We start from the raw sequence: 16,423 nt of genomic DNA, 5'->3' as shown, positions 1-16,423 counted from the left end.
ATCTGAAATTACAGAAAAAAATGATTTATTTAAGGGTGGGGTAATTTGGGCTTTCATTGGTTATGAGGAGGTCATGCGGGTGGCTCTCCTTGATACCGCTTGAGGTTATCCTCACAAGCTTTGCCTTCTCCTTCATCTCACCGAGATCTGCGGCGCCGCAGTATCCCATTGAGGCCCTGAGACCTCCAATTAACTGGAACAGGACCTCGCTCACCGTTCCCTTATAGGGGACAACACCCTCAACACCTTCAGGGACGACCTTGGTGTGTTTCATGTGCCCCTTGGGCTCCTGGAAGTACCTGTCTGTCCCTGCACCTATACCGCCTGTCATTGCACCCAGGGACCCCATTCCACGGTACTGCTTGTACTTACGGCCATTCATAACAACAACGTCCCCCGGGGCCTCATAGGTACCTGCAAGCAGGTTCCCGAGCATGACACAGTCCGCCCCAACAGCCACTGCCTTTGCAATATCCCCTGAGTACCTTATACCACCATCAGCGATCACAGGAACATCGTACTCTGCTGCCACATCAGCCACCTCAGCTATGGCTGTGAGCTGCGGCACACCCACACCTGCAATTATCCTGGTGGTGCACATTGACCCGGGACCTATACCAACCTTGAGGCCATCAACGTCCTGTGCGATGAGGTCCTCTGCAGCCTCCCTGGTTGCGATGTTACCCACTATGAGGTCCGCGTCTATCTCCCTCTTCATTTTCCCGGCGCTCTTAACAAGGTTCATGTTGTGTCCGTGGGCGCTGTCGATTGCCAGTATATCTGCCCCTGCCTCATCAAGTGCACGGGCCCTTTCAAGGTCAAATGGCCCTGTGGCTGCTGCAACCATGAGGTAACCTTCACTGTCCCTTGATGCATTGGGGTACCTCTTCCTCTCAAGTATATCCTTCATGGTGAGTATACCAACGATCTTCCCGTCCTTCACAACAGGGAGCCTTTCAACCTTGTTCTCGTAGGCTATGTCAAGGGCCTCTGATGGGGTCACCGATTCATCAACAGTGACGACATCCCTTGTCATCACCTGGTCAACCTTTCTGTCGGCCTCGGAGTTGAATATGGGCTCAATGTCCCTCCGGCTTATTATACCTATGAGTATTCCATCCTCAACCACGGGCAGCCCGCTGATCTCCTCCTGATCCATTATTTCATGGGCCTCCCTGAGGGTGGAGTCCGGTGATATGGTTATAACATCCCTTATGGTGAGGTCACCGGACCTCTTGACCTTCTTAACCTGCTCCACCTGGTCCTTGATGCTCATGTTCCTGTGGATAACACCCATTCCGCCCTCCTGGGCCATTGCGATGGCCATCTCATACTCTGTAACGGTGTCCATCGCAGAGCTTATTATGGGTATCTTGAGCCTGATATTTCTTGAGACCCTTCCAGATGTCTCCACATCCTTCGGTTCCACATATGATGCCTGGGGAAGAAGGAGAAAATCATCAAATGTGTAACCGGTTTCTGCTTCCTTCAACTTTTTCGTGTACATTATTAACCACCTGAGAGGCCGCCAGGGTTATTTTAGAAGCTTTCTATCATTTCCTTGAGTTCTCTCACAGCTGTCCTGTGGATTCTGCCAGTGTTGCGGTCTCCGCCAACACATGCGGCACCCCTTATGCCGACCACATCACATCCAATATCATGCAGTGGTTTGAGGTGCTCCCTTCCAACGGACCCTGCAAGGGCGGATTTCAGTCCATGGTCCCTGCTTTCTGAGACAAATGATTCCAGCTGCTCCATGTCCATGAAATCAAACAGTGACTTACCATCCTTCACAGCGGTGTCAAGCATTGCAAGATCAGCCCCTGAATCTGCGGCGACGCGGGGTATCTCCATTGGGTCCACCGCACCCACACGGTGGGCGTCGGCGTAGCCGGCTGCAACAACGATTGCGTCGGATTCATCCTTAACTGCCCTCACAACGTTCTTCATGACATCAACCGCCTCTTCATAGTTTTTTGTCCCGTAGAGGCCGACCTTTATGTAGTCTGCCCCTGATACAAGGGCCCCCATGGCTGCCAGCGCCACGGTCCCTGGCTTGTAGGGCACATCACCCAGGGTGGCGCTCACAAGCATCTCATCGGGTGTCATCTCCCTGACCCTGCGGATAACCCAGGGAAAGTTGGCCCCAAGAGATCCCTCACGGGGGTTCTTAACGTCAACTATGTCTGCACCGCCTTCTATGGCTTCAAGTGCCTCCTCTGTGTTAATTGGACTTATCAATAGAAGCAAACCAATAACCTCCTGGTAAAAATTATGGAATGATATCCCAAGAAACATTACATGATAATTTTTTTAATTTATCTAGAACAGCACCCTTTTATACCTTTCTTTTCAGAGTGGTGAACCCCTTCTTTTTATCCTCTCAGCCACCCTCAGATGTGACCTGTGGTAGAGGCCCGCGGCATTGCACTCTCCCCTCAGCCTCTCCATGAGCGAGGCTGTTGGCGTCCCCACCGGGCACTTCTCTGTACAGAGGCCACAGAGGGTGCACATGTAGAGCCCTGATTCAACCGCTGTTTCTCTATCTGCAAGGAAGGAACTCATAACAACGCCCCTGCCCCCAAGGTATCCCCTGTACCCGAACCTGTTCCCAATTGCATTGTAAACCGGGCAGCTCACTATGCAGCTGCCGCAGCCTATGCAGAGGAGGGCCTCAGGGTAAGCCGAGGATCTGCCATTATCCACTGCAACTGCAATGACCCTTGATGCCCCGTACATGCCCCTGAGGAGCATCTTTTCTATATCCGCGGTCTTTGATGGTCCTGAGATCACATTGATATAGGAGGGGACCCCTGTACCTGTCGCATAGGCGGTCTCGAGTTTCACCACTGACACCGCATCCTCTATTTCAGGTACAAACTTATCTATCCCGAATACTAGTATGTGGGTGTCCATGAGGGATAGTCTTCCCACATTACCCTCATTGTGGACTATCACAGCCGCTCCATCATGTGCTGCCACGGAATTTGCCCCTGTCACTCCCGTGGTGCAGGATTTGATTTTACTGAGAATATCCTCCCTTACAGCTGCCATTATCTCATATGGATCATCTGAAATATCAACCCCCAGCTTATCCCTTACTATCTCAGCTATTTCAGAAACTCCCAGGTGAAGTGCAGGTCCAACGGGATGTGCTGGTTTCTTAATTCCTGCAAGCTGAAGTATCCTATCCCCCAGATCTGTCTCAATAACCTTCACACCTTTTCTCTGGAGATAATCAGAAAGACCTATCTCAGAGAGGGTGTTGGATTTGGACTTTGCAAGAGGACCCCCATCAAGTGACTCATGAATTATCCTGCAGGCCTCATCTGCATCCTCTGCAAGATGGAATTCAATGTCGTTTTCCATGAAACGCCTAGAGGCCTCGGCTATGAGATCATCCATTTTTTCAATTGCCAGTTCACGTATCCCTGCAACTCTATCTCTAAGTACATCAAGTTCTGGAGTGTCAAGGAGTCCAGTACGCCTCTCGTCAAGTTTGCTGAAGGATATCCTCATCTGACGGATTTCATCATCGTTCAACCTTTATCCTCCCTGATAATTTCAAAGATCCCCATCCAACGAATCCCATCATCACTCAACCTTTATCCTCCCTGATAATTTCAGATAGAAGCTCTGTTATGTCCATTACCCTCATGGAGGTGGATTCAAGGTTCAGGCGGCAGAATGGGCAGGATGTGCAGAGTATATCTGCCCCTGTCCTCTCAGCCTCGTCTATGCGTGATGATGCAACCCTGGCTGATATGTCCCTGTGGGCTGACCTCAAGCCACCCCCGGCGCCACAGCACCTTGAGTCCCTCCCATGGTGTTCCATTTCCCTGAAATCTGTAAACACTTTTAGAATCTCCCTGGTGGCGTCCTTCTCGTCTGTGTGCCTTGATAGGTGACAGGGGTCATGGTATGTCACCCTCAGGGCGGTTTTATCAAATTCAATGTCCCCTGCATCTACAAGGTCAAGGATAATTTGTGAGATGTGCTTCACCCCTATGCTGTAGCCCATCCTCCTGTAGTCCTCGTTGAGTGTCCGGTAACATCCAGCGCATGATACGATAACTTCCTTTCCCTGGAGCATTTTCCCTGTCCTCTTAATCTGCCTTTCAGCGTCCTTCAGAAATCCTGTTCTAAGGAGTACTGATCCACAGCAAGTTTCATCATCCATAACCCTGTATTCAAGCCCTGCTGTCTGGAGGATTTTCTCTGTGGCTTTTTCTATTTCTGTGAGCCTCTCCCTTGCAATACATCCCCTGAAGTAGATAACCATGATATCAGTTATGCCAACGGCTCTATTAATATGTTGGAGTTTTCAGGAAAAAATGAAATGTCCTCTGATTTGGAAGTAGATTTTATCATCTCAAGAAAAGATCAAAGACCTGTAACCTCTTTCAGGATTTCCTCAAGTTTTTTTCCAATTTCATCTGCACTGTAATCCCTGAAAACATCTGAAGCCTCCTTTGTGAGTCTTCCGTGGAGTTCTGTGTCAGATAAAAGTGTTCTGAGTTTATCTGCCAGGTCCCTCCAGTTGCAGGGTTCAAAGAAGAGTCCCCCCATCTCCCTGCTTGCCTCCATTACAGGAGGTATCCTGGAAGCCACGAAGGGTGTCCCGCATCCCATTGCCTCCACAACGACTATTCCGAAACCCTCCACCACGCTTGGAAGGCAGAAGACCCAGGACTCCGCTATAACCCTCAGGACATCCTCATGTTTCTCCACGAAACCCAGAAACTCAACCCTATCATCCACTCCCAGTTCAGCTGCAAGGTCCCGGAGCTCCCCCTCCAGTGGACCCGTACCTATTATCCTGCACTTCAGATCAGGAAACTCGTCTGCGAGAACTGAAACCGCCCTTATGAGGTCCCCCACTCTCTTGTATTCAACGAGCCTTGAAACGCATGCAATGGATGGGGTGGGGGTTTTCTCAACCAGCGGCGGACTGAAGTCCACCATGTTGTGGACGACTGAGACCCTCTGCCAGGGGTACCTCTCAAGTATCTTCCTGGCGGTATATTCTGACACCGCTATTATCCTGTCGAACCTCCTTGAGAGGGTGTATCTCTCAAGTATCTCACCGAGTATTCCTGAAAAACCAATATTTTTGAGCCATTCACCGATCCAGACATCATGGTAACGTGCCAGGGCCTTCGCATTCGTTTTCCCTGCTATCATCCAGGCCACAGGATGTGTTATGAAGTTGTACCCTATAACAGCGTCAGGTTCAAGTTTCAGGCCCTCCCTGTAGGCTGAAAGCATGAATGAGAGCCTCTCCCCTATGGAGCCTGCCTGAACATAGGACCTCATGGGGCCGCAGCAGATGACATCCATGTTTCCGCTGGTGTATCCATCAGGATTTTCAGGTGTCCTTGAGGTTAGGACCGTCACATCATGCTTCTCTGATAATTTAAGGGCCTCGTTGAATGCACAGGCCTCTGCACCGCCCCTTATGTCGAGTTTCTCACCTGCTGGAAAGTACTCTGTCACGATACATATTCTCATATCAATCACTGAAGTGTGGAAGTGAATCTAGTCATCATCCCCTCTAAGTGCAATCTCATGTACAAGTTCTGTTATCTCCTGCTGTAGCCTGTCCACCATTAAGTATATCCTGAAGAGAAGGTAATAGGCCCCAAGTATGCCTATTATAAGGAGAAAATCAAGTCCCCTCCCTATTCCAAGGATGTTCGCAATTTCAGTCGAAAAGGAGGGTCTCAGTGAGAAGAATATGACGGAAACCCAGAGTATCAGCCACAGTATGAGGCCGCCAGGGGATGTCCTTGAATCCCTGAACCTCAGAACAGAGATGAGTATCCCTGCAATTCCAATTAAAATTCCCAGAACCTGGTATATCATGAATTCGCCACCTTTTTAAGTATTCATGGATAAAAAACTAAATCTTCCGGAATATATTGAGCAGAAGCCTCAGGAGTATCCTTATACCCACCGATGTGCTTGTCCCCTTGGCAATTGTTTCAGGTGTGTATATGGTCCTTATGGTAACCTCGCACATTCTGAGGCCATTCCTGCGAATCTCCCCAATTATCTCTGATGAAACACCGTAGCCCCTGCTTTTTATATCGATAAGTGATGCCGCCCTGGATGTGAATGCCCGGAGACCTGACTGGGAATCCGAGACCCTGCACCCATAGAAGATGAGGGTGAGAAGGTTCATTATGGTGTTTCCAAGGTTTCTTGAGAGGGGCATATCCTCGAAATCTCTCCTTCCAATAACCACATCTGCAGAACCCTCCAGGAGGGGTTTTAAGACCCTTTCAATGTCGTCGGGGTCATGCTGCCCATCGGCATCGAAGGTCACCACGTAGTCTGCCCCCTCCTTCAGGGCAGCCCGCAGGCCCGTCCTGAGGGCCGCCCCGAGACCCCTGTTTATGAGGTGTGTATAGATAGATACCCGGTCATTCCTGGAGGACATCCTTCTGAGTATCTCTGGCGTCGAGTCCCTTGAGCCGTCGTCAACCACCAGGACCCTGTAGCCCCTTTCAAGAAGGGCCTTCAGGACATCCTCTATAGTCTTCTCCTCATTATAGGCCGGCACAACCACAGTGACATTCCCTGGTATCGATTCCATTGGCATTCACTCATACCTCAGTTAGCCATGAATTTTCATGGGATTATGGCATGGTACAGTCGAAAAGCGAATACTCATACCTCAATTAACCATGAATCTTCATTGCAAGGGACGCTACCTTTCTTCCAAGGTTCCTGGATGTCTCGATACCCGTTGCATCCTCTGCAGAGTCCCCCTTTGCACCGCCGACACCGGTACCTCCATAGTGGGCTGTTGGTGCCGCGTCACCCACAACAACAGCCTCGTGTATAAGGAAGAAGTTGTGTATATCGCCGCATGCGGTCTCCTGGCCGCCGTTCCTTGAGCCCCCAACGGTTACTGCCCCCCCAACCTTATCTGATAATCTGAAATTGCTCCTGAGGGGCCTTGTCCTGTCCATGAACATCTTGGTCTGGGCTGTTACAGAGCCAAAGTACACCGGGCTTCCGATTATTATCCCATCAGCCTCTGCTGCAAGCTCAATCACCTCATTGAGGTCATCGTCGATATCGCATTCCCCTTTACTCTTACATGAGTCACAGGCCCTGCAGGGGTTTATATCCCTGCCTGCGAGCCTCACAAGCTCGGTTTCAGCACCCTCACTGGCAGCGGCCTCAAGGGCCTCCCTGAGCAGAATCTCAGCGTTACCATTTTTTCGTGGACTTCCACAGATTCCAATAACCTTAACCATCAGATTCACCTCCTATCCTATTTAGAGGGGCCCCGCATCAGGTTTGCCCTCACGCATACCCATCCCTGCATCACGTGTCAGCCTCTCTGGCCTGAAGAGCATCATGATGAGGTTCTGGGCATGTTCCCTTGCCCTGTTATCTGCAAGGACCTTTAGATCCTCAGGGTCATCCTCCTCATCCTCATGGACAAATACCTCAAGTATATGGGTGTTTGTCATGAGCTGAGCCTGTATGAGGCCAGTGGATGCCTCATGGGCACATACCTTATCCTTCTCCTCTGGACCTGGCATTCCGAGGGCCATGACCATTTCACAGCCCTCCTCCTCGATTAGTTTCTTGCAGGCCACCGGAAGATCCTTTATCCCCGGGACGGTTCTCCTTATGATCTTTATACCTGTGGCATGCTTTTTAATCTCATCGATGGCTGCACCACCCATGTCATACCTTGCAAAGGTTGTATCACAGATCCCGACCTTTATCATGATATCACCCTATTTCAGCTGGTCACGGAGTTTTCTCCTGGCCTCCCCGATCGTGAGGGGGTATGGTTCCCCAAATGGGAGGTCATCCTCCTTCTGAAGTATCTCCACCAGATGCGCTATCCTTGGAAGACGGAGGTTGGCTCCCCTTATGGTGTCTATATCTGAGAAAACATCTCCGGGTGTTCCCTCACTTATTATCTCTCCCCCGCTTATTATGTATATCCTGTCCGAGTAGAGGGGTGCCAGGTCAACATCATGGGTGGATATGATTATGGTCATGCCCTCCTCATTCAGCTCATGGAGAAGTCTGAGTATCTGCGATGCCCCTCGGGGGTCAAGGCCGGAGGTTGGCTCATCAAGTATCATTATATCAGGTTTCATGGCAAGTATACCAGCTATTGCAACCCTCTTCTTCTCACCCCCGCTCAGGTGGTGTGGAGGCCTGTCCTCGTAGCCTGACATCCCCACCTTCCGCAGGGCGTCCTTAACCCTCTCTTCAACCTCGTCCTCATCAAGTCCCATATTGAGGGGTCCGAATGCAACGTCCTCGTCAACCCTTGGTGCGAACAGCTGGTCATCAGGATTCTGGAATACGATTCCAACCTTCTGCCTGACTTCTATGAGCCCTGATTTGCTGTAGTCGATTTCCTTCCCATCTACCAATACCTTCCCGCTGGTTGGCTGCAGTATGCCGTTGAAGTGAAGGAATAGTGTGGACTTTCCTGCGCCGTTGGGGCCAAGAAGGGCCACCACCTCACCCTTTTTTGCATGGAAATCTATACCCTTCAGTGCCTCGGTGCCATCCGGGTAGGTGTACCTGATATTTACTGCCTCAATAATCTTCATGTTCACACCACTGGAAACTGACCATATGATGAATAGTGTTCATTTAATATTTAACTGTGCCCCGGTGGTATCCTCATAGAATCAGATCAGAAGATGACACCCTTTGATGTGAAAAGAAGCCCCACTAAAAGTAAACCGTCAAATAATGCTATCATAACCGCTTCACGGGTTCCAATGGACTGCCTTCTGATGGATGGCATGGTCCCCTGATAGCACCTCGCCTCCATGGAACGGTACACCGTCTCACCCCTCAGCCAGGACCTTATAAAGAGGTTACCTGCAAGGAGCCCCAGGGACCTGTAGGAATTTTTAATACCACTGTAGCCCAGCCTTGAATCCTGGGCATTATACATCACTGACGCCTCCTCAAGGAAAACAAATATGGACCTGTACATGAGGAGGGCTATTTCAATGAAAGCCGCTGGAAGACCCAGCCTTCCAAGTTCATGGAAGACCTCATTGAGGGGTGTTGTGAGTGCAAGAAAGGCGAGACATGAAAACCCGCCGAGTATCCTTGAGAAGACCAGAATACCGGTGTGCAGGCCGTCACTGTAGACAGTGAGGCCCATGAAAGTCACAAGGGGGTTCACACCAAAGAATAGCGCCATGAGCACGAGTGTCAGAACACCGAATCCCACAGGGATGGCGGCAAACCGGAGGTAATATGAGGTGGGTATATCCGCTGCAAAGAGAATCAGGAGTGTCATTAAAAATGCGATGATGAGGGGCATAACAGGGTTTGGTGATAGGACTGAAATGAGCATTGTGATGATGGCCAGGGCCATCTTAAAGCCAGGGCTCATGTTTCTGAGGCCATTGGTATGTGCATAGTGGTCAACAGATATGTTCATCGTCCTTCACCATGAAAAAATTTATTCAGGGGATTCTCCCCTCCCCCTGTAGTAGCCAAAGACGTATCCTATTATGAGGGCGCCTATGGCTGCCTGGAGAGCAAATAGCAAGCTCTCTATCTCACCACTTGGTGGCTCCCATATTGGCTGGAACCAGGGTTTATACCCTGTTTCAGATATTGCCTCTCCTGCACTGTCATCTGCCCCTCCAAAGTATCCCTGATCCTCTCCAAGACCACTGTAGATTACAAGGGGTGCTATGGCAATCACCGCAACTGCAATGAGCATTATGATGTGTCTTTTATCCATTTTAACCCTCCACAGCAGGTTTTCCTATAACCTGAAGTTTCTCCATTATATCAGGTTTGAGCTTGAGGATGTTCTCAAATATCACCACAGTGAGAAGGCCCTCGGCAACCGCCAGTGGAACCTGGGTGTAGGCAAATATCACCATGAACTTCATAAGGGCCTCCATGAACCCTGGTTTAGGGAATGCAACTGCAAGCTGGACTGATGTTGTCACATAGGTCATAAGGTCGCCCAGAAATGCTGCAAGGAAGACCGCGGCAGATGATGGTATGGCTGACCTTGTGATCCTGTAGATTCCCCAGGCACAGACCGGGCCAATGATACCCATGGAGAACACGTTTGCACCCAGGGTTGTTATGCCCCCATGGGCAAGGAGCAGCGCCTGGAATATGAGAACAATGAGCGCCATGACAGATGTGACTGCAGGGCCGAAGAGCACGGCCCCGAGTCCATTACCTGTGGGGTGTGAACAGCTACCAGTTACAGATGGAAGTTTAAGGGATGATAGAACAAACATGAACGCACCGCTAACTGCAAGAAGCGGTTTTGCCTCGGGTCTCTCATCTGAAATCCTTATTATCCTGATTAAACCATAAACTATGACCGGTGCCGATAGTAGATACCAGAAGAGACACCACTCGGGTGGCAGGAATCCTTCCATGATATGCAATTTATCACCTTCTTGAATCTTTCTAAAGTAAACTTTAAGATATGAGTATATAATATTTTCTATAATTTCTGATTTAAATTAAAGTTTTCTTGAGAGGTGTCTTTGCCCAGATAAATAGACAACCCCTCTTATTCCACATACCCACACACCATCAACACATAATCCCAGAAAAATAGATAACATAACTCCAATAGAGTGGTTAACATGAAAATCAAAAACAGACTCATCCTTGCAATGGACCTCATGAACCCCGGTGAAGCCCTCAGGGTCACAGGAGAGGTCGCTGAATACATTGACACGGTTAAGATAGGTTACCCCCTGGTACTCTCAGCAGGTATTGAGGTTATCAGGGACTTCAGGGAGAACTTTGGGTGCAGGGTGATAGCCGATTTCAAGGTGGCGGATATACCTGAAACCAATGAGAAGATATGCAGGGCCACCTTCAGGGCAGGGGCCGATGCTGTGATAGTACATGGATTCACAGGTGCAGATAGTGTAAGTGCCTGTCTAAAGGTTGCAGATGAAATGAAAAGAGAGGTTTTCCTGCTGACAGAGATGTCACATCCAGGTGCAGAGATGTTCATACAGAAATCTGCAGATAGAATAGCAGAGATGGGAGTTGAACTGGGTGTTAAAAACTATGTGGGCCCCTCCACAAGGATAGAAAGGCTTTCAAGACTCAGGGAGATCATCGGCCCCGAAGCATTCCTCATATCCCCCGGTGTGGGTGCCCAGGGTGGAGACCCCTCTGAAACACTGAAATTTGCAGATGCTGTGATCGTTGGAAGGTCTATCTACCTTGCAGAGGATCCCGCTGCTGCTGCAGGTGAGATTCTGGATACAATAAGAGGTAGATGATTTATTTAACTTTTAATATCCATGAAAACATCCGGCAAAACTATTTTATCCACTATACAGTTTACATGACATGCAACCAGGTTCAAGCGGCCCCCTAAATCCTGATTCTTCCTGCAATTTCATAGGCGACCTCAAAGAGTATGAAAAAGAGGACCGTTGCAGGACCAAAACCAGTATCTGAAACTCCAAGCAGTGAAATAACAGCAAGGAGGACTATTACAGCCTTGAGGGAGAACCTGTAATCAAAGAAAAACCTGAAAAAACGGCCCTTTTCGTATACCCGTGGGTTGTCATTGCCATATTCATCAATGTAGGCTCCCGCTGTGCATGCAACAAGAGCAGGGATACTCAGTGAGGGCACTCCACCAGAAAAAAGGACCAGAAGGAATACCACTGCGGCAAGCACGTGGCTGGGGCAGTCTATCTTACCTGATATGAGGGTGCCTGCAAATATCCCAAGGAATATACATGCAGCAGCCGTATCAGCAGTGGAGAGAACACCAGATGAAAGCCCGCAGAGGGCACCGGCAACCATGCCTGTGAGGGGCCTTCCCCACTCATCCTCGGCGTCATCCGCAACCTTCATCAGGAAACCTGAAACAGGAAAAAGAAGTTCAATCATGAAATGACCTCAAACCTCCATCAATCCCCATCAGTGAGTGCAGCTGAAAGTATAAGTGGAAACAGGGCCGTTGCATCCCCAATCACAGTTACAAGATTCGAACCAGCCTGTGCCTTGGCCCACGACTTGGCCTCCTCAAGGGGGGCGCCGCTGAGGCTTCCAGTTTCACTTCGATCCATGGTTATCTGGATCGCAGCATCCACACCACCCCTTAGGAGTGTGGATGCCAGTGTGTAATGCTTTGGAAGTCCCCCTCCAAGTATAACAGCCCCTATCCTCTCATGGCTGAATACAAGGTCAGAGAGGCTGTGCATATCCCTCACAGCATCGAGGCATACCCTGTTGTCCTGTGTGTACATCCAGAGCTGCAGGCCAAGCATGCTGTCTATGATCCCCGGGGCATAGATGGGAACACCCCTCAGGTGGGCAGTTCTTATGATGGACATCTCATCCTTCAGATGTGCCCCTATCTCGTCAATGAGCTCCTGAATGGAAATATGGGGTTTTGATTTGAATATGGATGAGAAAATGTCCTGCATCCTGGATTCAAAGACCTCAAAGTCCTCTGACCTTGTGTATATGTCACCTATACGGCCTATCCCCTCCTCATGAAGCCTTTCATCATCGAATCCATATTCCCTGTAATGGGCCCCTCCAAAGGCCTCAAGGAGGTCATGGGTAAGGTTAGCCCCGCTTGTTATGAGTGCTGATATAACCTTCTGATCTATGAGATCCCTTATGATCCCCCTCATCCCGCCAGGCACCAGTGGTCCTGCAACACTCATGAATAATGCCATTTCACTGTCATCAATCATCTCACGGAGCAGTCCTGCTGCCCTGTGGACCCTGCCAGCTCCAAGGACCCCGGACCGCCCCATCTCCCTTATAAGGTCCCCTGCCTTCATGTTGGGCTTTATATTCATATGATTTACATTCAAAAGTAACACTTCCCATTATAGTGATAAATGCAGTTAACTTGCATGAGCACCCAGAGAACTACAGAATTGTTGCACATTAATATATATTCAGATATCTAAATGTTCAGATCTCCGATAGGATCCTGATTTGCGGTATCTTTACTTAAAATCAGGAAAAAACTGAAGTCTCAATCGAGACCCGCTATGCTGTCAAGGATATCTGTACGGGTTATTATGCCCGAAAGTTTACCCTCACTGTCTGTAACGATCAGTCTCCCTATATTGTGTTTGTTCATGATTTCTATTGCATCAGAGATCATCATTTCAGGTTTAACCGTTATTATATTCTTTGACATTATCTCTGAAACAGGCATGTTCTCGGTACCCTCTGCTATGGAGGCTGTTATGTCACTGAGGGTCACTATGCCCTTCACCTCATCGTCCTCCACTATAGGGGCCCCCTCGATTCCCAGTGAAGACAGCTTAACCGCGGCATCCTTCACACTGATATCAGGGGGGAGTGTCACAAGTTCATGGGTTGCAACCTCCTCAACCGTCCTCTTGGGTATGCTCCTTATGGCGGTGGTGTCAAGGAGGATTATGTTGTCCATATCATCCCTTCCCACTACAACCCCGTCAACAATGAGTTTGTTAACCGGTGTTGGGCCTATGCGCACTCTATCCCCCAGATCAAGTTTTCTTATGCTGCCAACCAGTTTTATTGCGGCCTCACACTCCCCGGGGTCAGGGATGCTTGTGAACTCTATCTTTGCAACCGAAAGGTCATCGATTCTCTCGCCACCCCTGTAGATGGGGACGGCAGTTTCCCTTCCGGTTGATGATATGTTCAGCTGATGGTAGGCCTTTATGGTTGGCTTGTATCCCCCACGAGGTCCGGGAACGCCCTTCACAAGTCCCAGGCTTCGCAGGGACTGCATCTGGTTCCTTATTGTGCCCGGATTGCGGTTCATTATGGCTGCTATCTCCTCACCCTTAATGGATTTGCCGTTTGAATTCCTGTAGAGGTTGATGAGTGTCTGGAGTATTTCCTTCTGAACAGAGGTAAGCATCTTAACACCTGATGATCTATTATGAATAATAATTATAATTATTTTTAATTAATATGTTTTTTTATATTGTGTCAATTATAAATCCTAAAAGCTGATCATCTGCTGATTTTCCTATCCCTCTTAAAGTATATGCAGTGCGCTGGCCTACCAGGCCCCATGGGGTGTCTGCAGTAAAGCTTAATCTCTCCAAGATCCTCAAGGACAACCTCACATCTGTAGACACATTCCGGACATTCTCCTGTGGTTGAAGTTATTCTGAAACCTTCCGATGACTTCATATTTAACACTGCAAAAAATGATAAATCTCTTATTGAGGTTTCAACTTAAATATGTTGGGGTGTTGTTAATGGGGATCAATGTCCCAAGGGAATCCCTTGTATCAGCTGTATATGACGATCTTAAGGGGAGGGGGCTTGTAAGTCCTGAAGATAGGGAGCTGTGCATACAGGACATAAATTACCATCTGGACTACCTGGAGGAGGCCATCAGAAATTCAAGTCCAGAACTCTTTGAGGACTACGTCCTCTGGGCCGATATCCTTCTGAGGAACCTTGGGCTCCCTGAAGAGTGCCTCAGGGGTTCGCTTAAAAGTATGGAAAAGGTTATGCTGGAAATTCTGGACGATGAAACCGCTTCCCTTGCTTCCAGTTACATCTCAGGTTCCCTCAGGAAACTTGAAATGGAACATAAACCTCCAAGCTACATCAGGGATCAGCCCCTGAGGGATCTTGCAGAGAAGTACCTTGAACTTGTTCTGAATACAGAGGCAAAAAAGGCCCGGGACCTCATAATCTCGTCCCTGAAGTCCGGCGTGAATGTTGAGGACATATACCTACATGTTTTTGAGCCTGTCCAGCATGAAATCGGCAGGCTATGGCAGACCAACCAGATATCGGTTGCCCATGAACACTACGCAACATCAGTGACGCAGATGATAATGTCAGAACTCTACCCCTACATCTACCAGGCATCAGAGCGGAAGAACCTCAAGCTTGTTGCTGCATGCGTTAACAATGAGCTTCATGAGATAGGAATAAGGATGGTCAGTGACTTCTTTGAAATCAATGGCTGGGATTCTGTTTACCTGGGGGCCAGCACACCACCGGAGGATTTCAGGAAGATGGTGGATGAACTGAAGCCTGACCTTGTTGCTGTATCAGCCACCATGACCTTCAACGTTGGACACGTGAGAAGTCTCATAAAAATACTTGGGGAGCTGGATGATTCTCCCCCTGTAATGGTGGGTGGCTACCCATTCAATGTGGACACTGAACTCTGGAGGAAGGTCGGAGCCGATCTGCACGCCGCCAGTGCCTCCAGCGCCGTGAGGGTGGCTGAAGAATTCCTGAAAACAGAATAGAAGATTCTGTTTAGACTTTAAGCTATTGAAGGTTATAGAATGAATAATAATGGACCTGAGGGTGTTTTCCTTATCCTGAGGAAGGATGGATTCATTGAGAAGATAATAGACCATGGCTCCGACGTACCCCTGACCATGGAATCCTTCGTTGATCTCATGGACATAGGTAGCCAGGCAAAGGCCTCCCTTTTCATCCAGGAGATCAATGATAAGGGGGCCGCCTATAACTGGGAACTGAATTTAAAGAACCTTAAGACCTACCACTTTTCAGGTTTCATGGCTGATGAAAGGATCTACGCTGTTGGTGCGGCCAGAAAGGAGGATATGATAAAAATCTACCGCCTTGTTGATACTGAGCTGCCTGAAACACCAGAAATGGGTCCATCTGCTGGTGGGGATGTGAGGGAAGAACTATTTGATGAACTCACAAGGCTCAACAACCAGCTCTCTGCAGCCAGAAGAGAACTTCTAAAGAAGAACCTGGAACTGGAAAAAGCCCTCAAGGAGAAGGAGATGCTTCTACGGGAGATAAACCACAGGGTCAAGAACAACCTCATGATAATCTCAAGCATCCTCAATATCCAGTCAAGGTATGTGAAGGATAGGGATGATCTCATGCTCTTCAGGGAGGCCCAGTCAAAGGCCAGAGCAATGGCCATGCTTCATGAGCGGCTTTACACTTCAGGTAAACACAGGAGGGTGGACTTCGGTGAATACCTGAGGGGACTTGTGAGGGACCTCTACCAGACATTCCTATCGGATCCAGGCCGCATAGCCCTTGAGACAGATATAGATGAGGCCGAACTCGATATAAACACGGTTGTCCCCCTGGCACTCATTGTAAATGAGCTCTTCACAAATGCAATCAAACATGCATTCCCTGAGGGAAAAAAAGGTAGAATAAGGGTTTCATTTAAAAAAGGGGATGGCAGTTACATTCTTGCGGTTGAAGATGACGGGGTGGGTCTTCCAGAGAACTTTGACCTCCAGAGCACATCCAGTATGGGTATGCAGCTTGTAAAAAGCCTTACTGACCAGCTGAATGGTAACCTCAAAGTTGAATCAGAGGGTGGGACCCGTTTCTCAATTGAGTTCAGGGACTGGAAGTAGCCCAGCAAACATTGCAATCGATACCCAGTTTATATATTTAGAGCCCCAATCATAAACAG

20 protein-coding genes are annotated in these 16,423 nt (G+C 48.9%); 3 read left to right on the top strand and 17 right to left on the bottom strand.

All coding sequences use genetic code 11. The annotated features are described in order from the left end of the window. Positions 1 to 25: 25 nt before the first annotated feature. The 13 genes from guaB to cbiM all read right to left on the bottom strand — a co-directional run bounded on the left by guaB (position 26) and on the right by cbiM (position 10,427). Positions 26 to 1,507: an IMP dehydrogenase gene (gene guaB / locus AB9H23_RS01485; protein ID WP_370005123.1), complete on the bottom strand. Its 1,482-nt coding sequence runs from the start codon at positions 1,505 to 1,507 to the stop codon at positions 26 to 28. Between the two features lie 32 nt (positions 1,508 to 1,539). Continuing rightward, on the bottom strand, positions 1,540 to 2,250 hold the full coding sequence (locus AB9H23_RS01480; protein WP_370005121.1) for a (5-formylfuran-3-yl)methyl phosphate synthase: 711 nt from the start codon (positions 2,248 to 2,250) through the stop codon (positions 1,540 to 1,542). Between the two features lie 102 nt (positions 2,251 to 2,352). Further along, positions 2,353 to 3,543, bottom strand: coding sequence for an LUD domain-containing protein (locus AB9H23_RS01475; RefSeq protein WP_370005120.1), 1,191 nt, complete (start codon positions 3,541 to 3,543; stop codon positions 2,353 to 2,355). Between the two features lie 55 nt (positions 3,544 to 3,598). Continuing rightward, positions 3,599 to 4,282: a (Fe-S)-binding protein gene (locus tag AB9H23_RS01470; protein WP_370005118.1), complete on the bottom strand. Its 684-nt coding sequence runs from the start codon at positions 4,280 to 4,282 to the stop codon at positions 3,599 to 3,601. Between the two features lie 101 nt (positions 4,283 to 4,383). Continuing rightward, on the bottom strand, positions 4,384 to 5,511 hold the full coding sequence (locus AB9H23_RS01465; protein WP_370005116.1) for a glycosyltransferase family 4 protein: 1,128 nt from the start codon (positions 5,509 to 5,511) through the stop codon (positions 4,384 to 4,386). A gap of 27 nt (positions 5,512 to 5,538) precedes the next feature. Beyond that, positions 5,539 to 5,865 carry a DUF2304 family protein gene (locus tag AB9H23_RS01460; RefSeq protein ID WP_321211738.1) on the bottom strand — a complete coding sequence of 109 codons (327 nt, stop codon included), beginning with the start codon at positions 5,863 to 5,865 and terminating at the stop codon, positions 5,539 to 5,541. 37 nt (positions 5,866 to 5,902) lie between these two features. Further along, positions 5,903 to 6,598 carry a glycosyltransferase family 2 protein gene (locus AB9H23_RS01455; RefSeq protein ID WP_370005891.1) on the bottom strand — a complete coding sequence of 232 codons (696 nt, stop codon included), beginning with the start codon at positions 6,596 to 6,598 and terminating at the stop codon, positions 5,903 to 5,905. A gap of 85 nt (positions 6,599 to 6,683) precedes the next feature. Further along, positions 6,684 to 7,268: a flavodoxin family protein gene (locus AB9H23_RS01450; RefSeq protein ID WP_370005114.1), complete on the bottom strand. Its 585-nt coding sequence runs from the start codon at positions 7,266 to 7,268 to the stop codon at positions 6,684 to 6,686. Between the two features lie 21 nt (positions 7,269 to 7,289). After that, the gene (ribC, locus tag AB9H23_RS01445) at positions 7,290 to 7,748 is read right to left on the bottom strand and encodes a riboflavin synthase (RefSeq protein WP_370005888.1); all 459 of its coding nucleotides are present in this window, start codon (positions 7,746 to 7,748) and stop codon (positions 7,290 to 7,292) included. Positions 7,749 to 7,760: 12 nt separating this feature from the next. Next, positions 7,761 to 8,597, bottom strand: a complete 837-nt coding sequence (locus AB9H23_RS01440; protein WP_370005113.1) for an ATP-binding cassette domain-containing protein — start codon at positions 8,595 to 8,597, stop codon at positions 7,761 to 7,763. 86 nt (positions 8,598 to 8,683) lie between these two features. Further along, positions 8,684 to 9,448, bottom strand: a complete 765-nt coding sequence (gene cbiQ, locus AB9H23_RS01435) for a cobalt ECF transporter T component CbiQ (RefSeq protein ID WP_370005111.1) — start codon at positions 9,446 to 9,448, stop codon at positions 8,684 to 8,686. 21 nt (positions 9,449 to 9,469) lie between these two features. After that, positions 9,470 to 9,757 (bottom strand): energy-coupling factor ABC transporter substrate-binding protein, encoded by a 288-nt coding sequence (locus AB9H23_RS01430; RefSeq protein WP_321211733.1) that lies wholly within the window; start codon positions 9,755 to 9,757, stop codon positions 9,470 to 9,472. A gap of 1 nt (position 9,758) precedes the next feature. Next, positions 9,759 to 10,427, bottom strand: a complete 669-nt coding sequence (cbiM, locus tag AB9H23_RS01425) for a cobalt ECF transporter S component CbiM (RefSeq protein WP_370005109.1) — start codon at positions 10,425 to 10,427, stop codon at positions 9,759 to 9,761. Positions 10,428 to 10,631: 204 nt separating this feature from the next. Here cbiM and pyrF point away from each other — a divergent pair, with 204 nt between their 5' ends. After that, on the top strand, positions 10,632 to 11,285 hold the full coding sequence (gene pyrF, locus AB9H23_RS01420) for an orotidine-5'-phosphate decarboxylase (protein ID WP_370005107.1): 654 nt from the start codon (positions 10,632 to 10,634) through the stop codon (positions 11,283 to 11,285). Positions 11,286 to 11,379: 94 nt separating this feature from the next. Here the strand turns inward: pyrF and AB9H23_RS01415 are convergent, their stop codons facing one another. The 4 genes from AB9H23_RS01415 to AB9H23_RS01400 all read right to left on the bottom strand — a co-directional run bounded on the left by AB9H23_RS01415 (position 11,380) and on the right by AB9H23_RS01400 (position 14,172). Beyond that, on the bottom strand, positions 11,380 to 11,907 hold the full coding sequence (locus tag AB9H23_RS01415; protein ID WP_370005105.1) for a hypothetical protein: 528 nt from the start codon (positions 11,905 to 11,907) through the stop codon (positions 11,380 to 11,382). A 20-nt stretch (positions 11,908 to 11,927) separates the two neighbouring features. Beyond that, entirely contained in the window at positions 11,928 to 12,830 is a 903-nt protein-coding gene (locus AB9H23_RS01410) for a deoxyhypusine synthase (RefSeq protein ID WP_370005103.1), read from the bottom strand. 182 nt (positions 12,831 to 13,012) lie between these two features. Further along, a complete protein-coding gene (locus AB9H23_RS01405; protein WP_370005102.1) occupies positions 13,013 to 13,894 on the bottom strand; it encodes a CBS domain-containing protein in 882 nt (293 codons plus the stop codon). Positions 13,895 to 13,989: 95 nt separating this feature from the next. Further along, positions 13,990 to 14,172, bottom strand: coding sequence for a hypothetical protein (locus AB9H23_RS01400; RefSeq protein ID WP_370005100.1), 183 nt, complete (start codon positions 14,170 to 14,172; stop codon positions 13,990 to 13,992). A gap of 68 nt (positions 14,173 to 14,240) precedes the next feature. Here AB9H23_RS01400 and AB9H23_RS01395 point away from each other — a divergent pair, with 68 nt between their 5' ends. After that, complete coding sequence (locus AB9H23_RS01395) at positions 14,241 to 15,254, top strand: B12-binding domain-containing protein (protein ID WP_370005098.1); 1,014 nt, start codon at positions 14,241 to 14,243, stop codon at positions 15,252 to 15,254. 39 nt (positions 15,255 to 15,293) lie between these two features. Further along, a complete protein-coding gene (locus tag AB9H23_RS01390; RefSeq protein WP_370005096.1) occupies positions 15,294 to 16,364 on the top strand; it encodes a sensor histidine kinase in 1,071 nt (356 codons plus the stop codon). Positions 16,365 to 16,423: the final 59 nt, after the last annotated feature.

The sequence above is a fragment of the Methanothermobacter sp. KEPCO 2 genome (assembly GCF_041228365.1).
Lineage (GTDB): Archaea > Methanobacteriota > Methanobacteria > Methanobacteriales > Methanothermobacteraceae > Methanothermobacter > Methanothermobacter marburgensis.
The sequence above is the reverse complement of the archived record's forward strand: the minus strand, read 5'-3'. Positions and strand labels throughout refer to the sequence as shown.